At 69.8% G+C, this 9,314-nt stretch carries 5 protein-coding genes and 1 pseudogene; 2 read left to right on the forward strand and 4 right to left on the reverse strand.

Going from position 1 to position 9,314, the window contains the following annotated elements:
- Positions 1-1,424: 1,424 nt before the first annotated feature.
- The gene (locus tag ACWDAK_RS39730) at positions 1,425-2,576 is read right to left on the reverse strand and encodes a YVTN family beta-propeller repeat protein (protein ID WP_449806568.1); all 1,152 of its coding nucleotides are present in this window, start codon (positions 2,574-2,576) and stop codon (positions 1,425-1,427) included.
- A gap of 614 nt (positions 2,577-3,190) precedes the next feature.
- Here ACWDAK_RS39730 and ACWDAK_RS39735 point away from each other — a divergent pair.
- Positions 3,191-3,691, forward strand: a complete 501-nt coding sequence (locus ACWDAK_RS39735) for a hypothetical protein (protein WP_427396258.1) — start codon at positions 3,191-3,193, stop codon at positions 3,689-3,691.
- A gap of 223 nt (positions 3,692-3,914) precedes the next feature.
- Here ACWDAK_RS39735 and ACWDAK_RS39740 read toward each other — a convergent pair whose 3' ends face one another.
- From ACWDAK_RS39740 to ACWDAK_RS39750, 3 genes and pseudogenes are all read right to left on the reverse strand, one after another.
- Positions 3,915-5,033 carry a beta-propeller fold lactonase family protein gene (locus ACWDAK_RS39740; protein WP_449806569.1) on the reverse strand — a complete coding sequence of 373 codons (1,119 nt, stop codon included), beginning with the start codon at positions 5,031-5,033 and terminating at the stop codon, positions 3,915-3,917.
- A 364-nt stretch (positions 5,034-5,397) separates the two neighbouring features.
- Positions 5,398-5,583, reverse strand: a pseudogene (locus ACWDAK_RS39745) (hypothetical protein); the annotation flags it as partial.
- Positions 5,584-6,260: 677 nt separating this feature from the next.
- Positions 6,261-7,049 carry an NAD(P)H-binding protein gene (locus tag ACWDAK_RS39750; protein ID WP_427396317.1) on the reverse strand — a complete coding sequence of 263 codons (789 nt, stop codon included), beginning with the start codon at positions 7,047-7,049 and terminating at the stop codon, positions 6,261-6,263.
- Between the two features lie 141 nt (positions 7,050-7,190).
- On the opposite strand from ACWDAK_RS39750, the gene ACWDAK_RS39755 reads away from it, so the two are divergent.
- The gene (locus ACWDAK_RS39755; RefSeq protein WP_344640647.1) at positions 7,191-8,696 is read left to right on the forward strand and encodes an FAD-dependent oxidoreductase; all 1,506 of its coding nucleotides are present in this window, start codon (positions 7,191-7,193) and stop codon (positions 8,694-8,696) included.
- Positions 8,697-9,314: the final 618 nt, after the last annotated feature.

A 9,314-nucleotide genomic window follows, 5' to 3' on the forward strand; every position in this document is an offset into this window, starting at 1 on the left:
AGACAGCGTGGATCAACGACCCCGCCAAGCGCAGGGAACCCGCACCACAAACCTCATAGCGTCACGACCGTCTCACTGGACTTGAAATCTTCCGGAACTGCCGCGCGTCCAGCACCTTGGCGATGCCCAGAAACCTCCACAGGCCGTCCAGCAGCCACACCGTCCGACGGCTGCCTGTCGGTGGGGCGGGCATCGCCAGCGCCTGGTGGTGGCTTGGTGGGCTGCCAGACAGCCCCGAACTGGCTTCGGGTGGCTGTCGCGCGCCCGTCGCGTCTGCCTGTTTGAGCTTCCCCCTGTGTGTACGTAGAAAGTGCCTTCCTGCTGGGCTGATGGAGACCTTAGACAAGCCTCATCATCCCAGTTCAGAAGGCACTTTCGCGTTCCCGATCACGATCCGGACACCGACGCAAGTGAAAGCGCAGGCTAGATCACCGGGTTCGGCGGGACCACCACCGGGGTTCCTGTCACGATGGTGGTAGTGGCAAGGCCGCCCGGCCCTGTGGCCCCGGTCGCGCCGGTCGGGCCGGTAACACCAGTTGAGCCGGTCGCGCCGGTCGCGCCGGTCGGGCCGGTTGAGCCGGTTGGCCCGGTCGGGCCGGTTGCGCCGGTTGAGCCGGTTGGCCCGGTCGCGCCGGTCGGGCCGGTCGCGCCGGTCGGGCCGGTCGCGCCGGTTGGCCCGGTCGCGCCGGTCGGGCCGGTTGCGCCGGTTGCGCCGGTTGGCCCGGTCGGGCCGGTTGAGCCGGTTGAGCCGGTTGAGCCGGTTGGCCCGGTTGGCCCGGTTGCGCCGGTTGAGCCGGTTGGCCCGGTTGGCCCGGTTGCGCCGGTTGAGCCGGTTGGCCCGGTTGGCCCGGTTGAGCCGGTTGAGCCGGTTGGCCCGGTCGCGCCGGTCGGGCCGGTAACACCAGTTGAGCCGGTTGGCCCGGTCGGGCCGGTTGAGCCGGTCGGGCCGGTCGCGCCGGTAACACCAGTTGAGCCGGTCGCGCCGGTCGGGCCGGTCCTGCCAGCAGGACCGGTTGCACCAGTTGAGCCGGTCACGCCGGCAGGACCGGTTGCGCCGGTCGGCCCAGTCACGCCGGTCGCACCAGTGGCCCCGGTCGGGCCGGTCGGGCCAGTACGGCCAGGCGGGCCGGTCGGGCCAGGCGGGTCGTGTGGACAGCGCGGGCCGTGGCAGCCGGGACCTGGCGGTCGGTCAAGACGCTGCACGGCGCTGACCTCCGGGCTGATGACACCGGTGAGCAGCACAGCGATCAATGCCGTCGCGCTACCGACAGTCCGGTGCAGGTTGTGCCGGGGAAGAGGCCCTAAGGGTCGAAATCTCATAGTGTTTGTCTCCTATGTTGTGGACAGGTGAACGGAGGCCGTCTGGCCATCCGCCCGGATGAGGGCGACGGCTGATGCCGTGTCCTGGGGAATCCGTGCCTGCTTCAGGATGCGCATACCGCGTAGGGGGTGACGGTGGTGTAGTTGGTGGTCTGGTTGTCGGCAAGCACTTGCCAGGTGTTGCCGACCGGCCGACTGGTGACCTCCGTGGGCGGAACGGCGCCGCCGCTCTGTTGGTATCCGCCACCGGTGATGACGCTGCCACCCGGGCAGGTGGCCGTCGCTACCACCGGGACTCTGGCTGTCGCCACTCCGATGGGGCCACTGCCGACGGTGACGGTGGCGGTGACCGTGTTGGTGGATGCGTCGATCACCGACGTGGTGCCCGCGCTGTTGCTGGTGACGTAGACGCGGGTGCCGCCCGGGCTGACCGCCACCCCGTCAGGGTTGGGGCCGACGGTGATGGTGGCGGTGACGGTGGCGGTGACGGTGTTGGTGGACGTGTCGATCACCGACACGTTGTTCGAGGCCGCGTTGGTGACGTAGACGCGGCTGCCGTCCGGGGTGACCGCCACCCCAGTGGGGCCAGGGCCGACGGTGACGGTGGCGGTGACGGTGTTGGTGGACGTGTCGATCACCGACACGTTGTTCGAGGCCACGTTGGCGACGTAGACGTGGGTGCCGTCCGGGGTGACCGCCAGCAGTTGAGGGTCGGAGCCGACGGTGATGGTGGCGGTGACGGTGTTGGTGGTGGTGTTGATCACCGACACGTTGTTCGAGGCCGCGTTGGCGACGTAGACGCGGGTGCCATCCGGACTGACCCCCACTCCGAAAGGGGAAATGCCGACGGGGATGGTGGCGGTGACCGTGTTGGTGGTGGTGTTGATCACCGACACGTTGTTCGAGGCCGCGTTGGCGACGTAGACGCGGGTGCCATCCGGACTGACCCCCACTCCGAAAGGGGAAATGCCGACGGGGATGGTGGCGGTGACCGTGTTGGTGAACGTGTCGATCACCGACACGGTTCTCGTGCTGGCGTTGGTGACGTAGACGCGAGTGTTGTACGGGCTGACCGCCACCCCAATGGGGATGGTGCCGACGGGGATGTTGGTGATGACCGTGTTGGTCGCGTCGATCACCGACACTGTGTTTGAGAAGGTGTTGGCGACGTAGGCGAATGTTCCGCTCGCCGCGGCCGCGGGTCCCGCAGCGGCAAGCGGCATGGCCAGGGCGCCCAGGAATACCGCCAGTGCCACCCGGATCCAGGATTGCCTCCGCCACATGCCGGGCAGAAGTACTCTCTCGGGTTTCCACCGTGCAAACGTCCTTCGGGCCGACATACGCCCACTGAGCATGAATCCCTCCTTGAAGGTCAGGTCAGTTCAATCACTTTGATCACATTCCCGGAGGCGCGAGACGGGGCCGCCGGTGATCGTGTCAAAGGGGGGATCACTTCACTTGACGTCAGGGAGGCACAGCGCGTCAACGAACACGCCGTGTGGATCAAACATTGAGCTGGAATGGCTCGGTTTCCTGCACGATCGAGTAGCGGACGTACGGGGCCCTGAAGTGCCCGCAGACGACATAGGGCTGGCGCTGTCGTCGGCGAAGGAAGCGGTGGGTCTCGTGGGCGAGGTCGTCAGCTGATCTGGCTCGGGCTGCGCTGACGTGCCGCTTCAGATCGGCGTGGGGTCTGAAGTTGTGTCGGGAGGGCACCCGTTGGGCCTTCGTGATCTCGTCGTCGATGCCTGGTCGTGGTTGAACTACAAGCCGGTGATGGCTGGGCCGCCGCCCCGGCTTCGGCCCGTTCGGCGAGCTCGGCGCCGGGTGGGTTCCGCTGGAAGATCTGCGTCGACTGCAGGCGTACAAGTTGCTCGCGGCTTACGACGGTAATCAGGCCGGACAGTTGGCCTCGACGGCTGGCGATCAGACCAGCCTTGAGCGTCGCGAGCTCGGCGATGCGGCGAAGCTCATCGACTTTGCGCTCGGCCACCTGCTCGGCTCGGAGCAGAGCATCGTTGTGCTTGGTGCAGGGCCTGGTAGGCCCGTCGGTGTCGTGGGGGAGGGCGGCGGGTGCCTGGCGGCCGATCGGGACGTGTTCGCGCGGTCCTGCGGTCCCGTGTCGGGCTCGGCGCAGGAGGCCGTCGAGGGCTCGGGCGAGGTCGGCTTCGTGCCGGTCGCGTTCCCTGCGCCGGGCGACGGTGTCCTTGAGGTGCTGCCACAGCTGGTCGCCGAAGGGCTGGTGGACGTGGTCGGCGTGGATCCACGGGATCGGCGTGAAGCCGCCGTTGCCGGGGCGGACCCAGATCCGGCGGGCGTCGTGGGGGTGGGTTGGGGTGGTGGGCGGTGCTGGGTGGTGAACGACATTTAGGTTGCAGTGTCTGGGTGCCACTTGCTTTCGGTGTTGTTCCGGTTTGGCGCTGGTTTGGGCTCTGCGTTGCCGAAGGGTGGTGTCGTCTTCGTACCGAAGAGATGATGTCGTGGATCGGTGAAGCCGTGGGGGTAGCCGCTATAACGGCGCACCGAGCGGATTGAACAGTGGTGTCCCTGTGGCCCCGCCGCGGCGCGGCGGCTGCTGCGGGGCCGCGGGTGGGTCAGGGTGTGCAGACCGCGTAGGGGGTGACGGTCGTGTAGTTGGTGGTCTGGTTGTCGGCGAGGACCTGCCAGGTGTTGCCGACGGGCCGGTCGGTGACCTGGGTGGGTGGGACGGCGCCGCCGCTCTGCTGGTATCCGCCGCCGGTGATCTTGCTACCGGTGGGGCAGGTGGCGGTGGCCACGACCGGGACCCTGGCGGTGGCCAGCCCGAAGGGGTTGGTGCCGACGGTGACGGTGGTGATGAGGGTTTCGGTGGCGGTGTTGATCACCGACACGTTGTTGGAGTTCTCGTTGGCGACGTAGGCGCGGGTGCCGCCCGGGCTGAACGCCACCGCGATGGGGCCGGTGCCGGCGGGGATGGTGTTGGTGACGGTGTTGGTGGCGGTGTTGATCACCGATGCGTTGTTCGAGGTGAAGTTGGCGGTGTAGGCGGTGGTGCCGTCGGGGCTCATCGCCACTGCTTCGGGGTTGGTGCCGACGGGGATGGTGGTGGTGACGGTGTTGGTGGCAGTGTTGATCACCGTCACGTTGTCCGAGAGGTCGTTGCTGACGTAGGCGGTGGTGCCGTCGGGGGTGAACACCACCCCGTCGGGTTGGGTGCCGGCGGGGATGGTGGTGGTGACGGTGTTGGTGGCGGTGTTGATCACCGTCACTGCGTTCGCGCCCTGGGCGGTGACGTAGGCGGTGGTGCCGTCCGGGCTGACCGCCACCGCGCTGGGGCCGAGGCCGACGGGGATGGTGGTGGTGACGGTTTTGGTGGCCGTGTTGATCACCGACACGGTGCTCGAGCCCACATTGGTGACGTAGGCGGTGGTGCCGTCCGGGGTGAACGCCACCCGCAGGGGTTCGGTGCCGACGGGAATGGTGGCGGTGACGGTGTTGGTGGCGGTGTTGATCACCGACACGTTGTTCGCGAAGGCGTTGGCGACGTAGGCGGTGGTGCCGTCCGGGGTGAACGCCACTCCTGCGGGGTGGTTGCCGACGGGGATGGTGGTGGTGACGGTGTTGGTGGACAGGTTGATCACCGACACGCTGCTCGCGCCGACGTTGGTGACGTACGCGAAGGTCCCGGACGTCGCGGCCTGGGCCGGGGCGGCCGCCGTCACCGGCAGTGCCACGCCCCCCAGCACGACCAGCCCCGTCACCAGGGCGCGTGACCGCGCCGCCCACCGCGGAGGTCGACTCGGGCCCTTATCCGGCTGGGCCGGGCCGGGCAGCCGTCGTTTCCCACAACCGATCATCGCCGCACCTCTCGCTCGAAGAACCCAAAAGGGTGGCGACGCAGGCCCCGGGCCGAAACGGCCCGTGCGATGACGCTCGACCGTCACGGCCGGCCCTGCGACCGCGACCACCACCTGGGCCCACGGCCGCGGTCCGCGGCCGGGCCGCGTGCTCTCACGTCTCATCACCGACGCGGCTCCGCCTCACTGGCCGAGGCGGTCACGCCACCGCGCCGACCAAAGGGCCACAGGCCACCGCGGGTCAGAGTAAGTGTGTTTGCGCGAAATATGGTTGTTCGACACCTTTTAACCTAGTTGGTTCGGTCGCGGGCGGTGTGACCGGGGACCGCAGGCCGAGCCGCTGTTCGGCGTCCCAGGCCTGGTACCGCTCTACCTCGGTGAACCCCAGCTTTGCCGCGAGGCGCATCGAGCGGTCGTTGGCGGTCTGGGGGAGTGTTGGGCCATGATCACCATGCCGGTGGTGGGCCGGCCGCACGGGGTGAGCGGCCCCGGCTGGGGTCTGACCTGGGAGTTTCCGGCAGGCGGTCCCTGAGCTCGGTGAGTCTCATGACTGCCACGACCGGAATCGGTACGTCGGCGGAAGAGCGAGTCACACGATCATCGTTTGCCCACACCGTGGTCGGCCCAGGGGCACCGGGCACGTCCGGGTCGCTCGGCGCCGCATGGACCTGACGAACAGCCATGGGCTCGACCGGCTCCTCGCTCGCCTGGATGACCCGCGCGTCGGCGGGCTTCATCAGCTCCAGCAACGCGATGACGGCAATGGCTCCACGGTGCGTCGCGTCGTCCACCGGCGCACCCGCAGCCAGGCCGGACCGTAGCCTCGTCCGCCATCGTGATCACCGGCATCGTCCGCCGACCGATCGGCTCGCAGGTCACCCCGACCGGCAGCGCGTTGAGCGAGAGCGCCAGGCTGCCATAAACGCAGCCCGCCCCGCGCTCCAGCCGAAGGCCGGCTCCTGGCGGCGCCGCTCCTGACCCATCGCCGGTAACTTCGTGCGGCCATTACGCGGGTCTGACACGAGCGGTGGCGGCGTCCGGGCTGTCGACCGGACGCCGCCAAGAGCCCGGGTCTGCTCGGTGATCGATCGTTGAGGCGGGGCCTCAGCCCCAGTGGCCTGCGGCGGCGGCCTTGGTGACGAATGCCTCGAACGACCTGGTTGGGCGGCCGAGGGCCTGCTCCACTCCGTCGCCGACTGAGCCGCCCGCGCCGTGGCCGACGTCCACCAGGAGGCCGGTGAGCAGACGGGCGACGTCGGGTGCGACGCCGGCGGTGACCTGCCGCTCGACGAAGGCCTCCGGGGCGATGTCTACGTGACGGACCGTACGGCCGGTGGCGCGGGGGATGAGGTCGGCCGCTTCGCCGAAGCTGATCGCCCGTGGGCCGGTCAGGTCGTAGACCCGGCCGCTGTGGCGGTCTTCGGTCAGCGCCGCCACGGCGACCTCGGCGATATCCTCGGCGTCGATGAACGGCGTGCGCCCGTCGCCGGTGGGCAGGTCCAGGGTTCCGGCGAGGATCCCGGGTCGCCAGGGGCCTTCGCTGAAGTTCTGCGCGAACCATTGCGGGCGCAGGATGGTCCAGTCGACGCCACAGCCGCGTACGGCCTGCTCGGCGGCGTGCAGGGGATGGCCGTCCTCGTCCGCGCGTGGGGCGGACAGCAGCACCAGGCGGCGTACGCCCGCGGTGACCGCCTCGGTCACCAGCCGGGGGATCCGCGCCTGATGGTTTGTGCTCGCGGACAGGCTCGGCTCCACGAGGTAGGCGGCGGTGACACCGTCGAGCGCCGGCGCCCAGGTTGCCGGGTCGTCCAGGTCGAAACGGGCCCGCTGCCGGTGCGGGACGCCGCGCGGACCGGGCGGCCGGAGGCTTCGAGGCGCCGGACGTCGTTTCACATCAGGCCTCGCCACCGGACGCCATAGCCGCTGGTAACACTCGCTGGTGGCACGTGGGCGGCCGACCGCGACCGCCTGCCGTGCGCCGCCGCTCGCCGTCCCGTCGTGCAGCCCCCCCAGACAGGGCTGAGACTCGGAGGCATGGACACACCGGACCTGTCGCCGAGTGCCTCTTCGAACCGGTGCGGCGCACCGGACGCGGACGTGCTGGTGGTCGGGGCAGGCCCGACCGGCCTGCTGCTCGCGGGTGACCTCGCCGGGTCCGGAGTCGACGTCACACTGCTGGAGCGACGCGATCACGAGTCCAACCTGAGCCGCGCCTTCAGCCTCCATGCGCGAACCCTGGAGCAGCTCGACGCCCGGGGCCTGGCCGACGAACTGCTCCGTATCGGAACCCCGACCCGGGCGCTGCATCCGTTCGGCCGCCTCAGCATCGACTTCTCCGGGCTCCGAACGCGCTTCCCCTTCATCCTCACCATTCCTCAGTGGCAGGTCGAGCGCGCCCTGCTGCGCCGGGCCGAGGAGGCGGGAGCCAGCATCCTCCGCGGGGCTCGGGCCACCGGGCTGCGGCAGGACCCGGACGGTGTCGACGTGGACGTGCGCCATCCGGACGGCGCCACGGCGACCCTCCGGGCCCGCTACGTCGTCGGTACGGACGGGGCGAGCAGCACCGTCCGGGAGAGCCTGGGCATGCCGTTCCCCGGCAAGTCGGCCATCAGCTCCGTGATGCTGGCCGACGTGCTGCTCGACCACGCCCCCGACGAAATCTTCAATTTCGCCTCGAACGAGGACGGTTTCACGTTCTTCGCGCCGTTCGGGGACGGCTGGTACCGGATCATCGGCTGGGACCGGCGCCGGCAGGTGCCTGACGATGCGCCGCTCACCCTGGAGGACGTCCGGGACATCACGAAGCGCACGATCGGCAGTGACCTGGGGATGCGCGACCCGCGGTGGCTCTCCCGGTTCCACAGCGACGAGCGGCAGGTGCCCCGCTACCGGCAGGGAAGGGTGTTCCTGGCGGGCGACGCCGCACACGTCCACTCGCCGGCCGGCGGCATGGGCATGAACACCGGGCTGCAGGACGCCGCCAACCTCGGCTGGAAACTGGCGGCCGTTGTGCACGGTTGGGCCGGTGACGCCCTGCTGGACAGCTACCACGCGGAGCGTCACCCGGTGGGGCGGATGGTCCTGCGCGTCAGTCACGCACTCCTCACGGCCGTCACCACCGGGTCACCTCTGATCCGCGTGCTGCGGGCCGCGCTGGCCACGGCCGTGCACCAGTTGGTCGTGGTGGAGGCACGCGCATCACGCGGCATCTCCGGCATCGGCATCACCTACCCCGCACCCCGGGGCTCGCATCCGCTCACCGGCCACCGGGTACCGGACCTCCGCCTGGCCCAGGAGCCGGCTCGGCTCTACGAGGCGCTGCGGGAGGGCAAGTTCGTGCTGGTGGGCCGCGATGTCGCCGCGGTTGCGGCGCCGTGGGCGGAGCGGCTGGTGACGGCCTCCCCGGCGACCAGCCTGCGCCCGACCCTCCTGGTCCGGCCCGACGGCTATGCCGCGTGGGCGGCCGAGGACCCCGACCCGGACGAGGTGCGCAAGGCCCTGACGCTATGGCTGGGCGCGGTGGACCGCCGGGCGGCGTGAGCGGGTCTCCCGGTCTCGTCGGTCTTTGAAGCGGATCCCGCCGGCTCCGCAGCACCCCGGGCGGACCGAACTGCCGTACCTGGCTGGGCGTCAATCGACGAGGGTGCTGTTGTCTGCTGCTGCCGGCAACCGCGCCGTGCCGCAGTGCGGCGCTGCCGACCACTCGCCCCGGTCGCGCGGCGGTGGCGGCCGCCGCCTCCATCTGAGCGACGATCCGGTCCGGGTCCGTTGGGGTCGTAGATGCCGGAGTCCGGGGCGGCCGCCGTTATGCCTCCAGCATCAGTTGCAGCAGGTCGCACGCCCACCGACACGCCTGCCGGGTGATTTTGGACGGCTCGCCCCGCCGTCCGGCGAAGACCAGACCACACGGCCGACCGGGCAGGTGGTGAGCGCCGGAGCCATGTGATGTGCGTCATGGGAACTGGCGTGAGTCGTCGCACCAGATAGTGGGCGTGGACTGGGCTTGATTCGCTTTGACGGACACCCCTGATCAGGGGCTTCGGTCCCGGTAAGGATGATGTCGATCATGGAGAGCATGGGGAAGAAGCCGCGCCCTCGCCGCTCGTTCACGTCGGAGTTCAAGGCCGAGATCGTCGAGCTGTGCCGGCGCGGTGACCG

Source organism: Kitasatospora sp. NPDC001175, from assembly GCF_053598215.1.

Bases quoted from the DNA above. Each gene is read 5' to 3' on its own strand.
- ACWDAK_RS39755 (WP_344640647.1), top strand. From the start codon at position 7,191: ATGGACACACCGGACCTGTCGCCGAGTGCCTCTTCGAACCGGTGCGGC.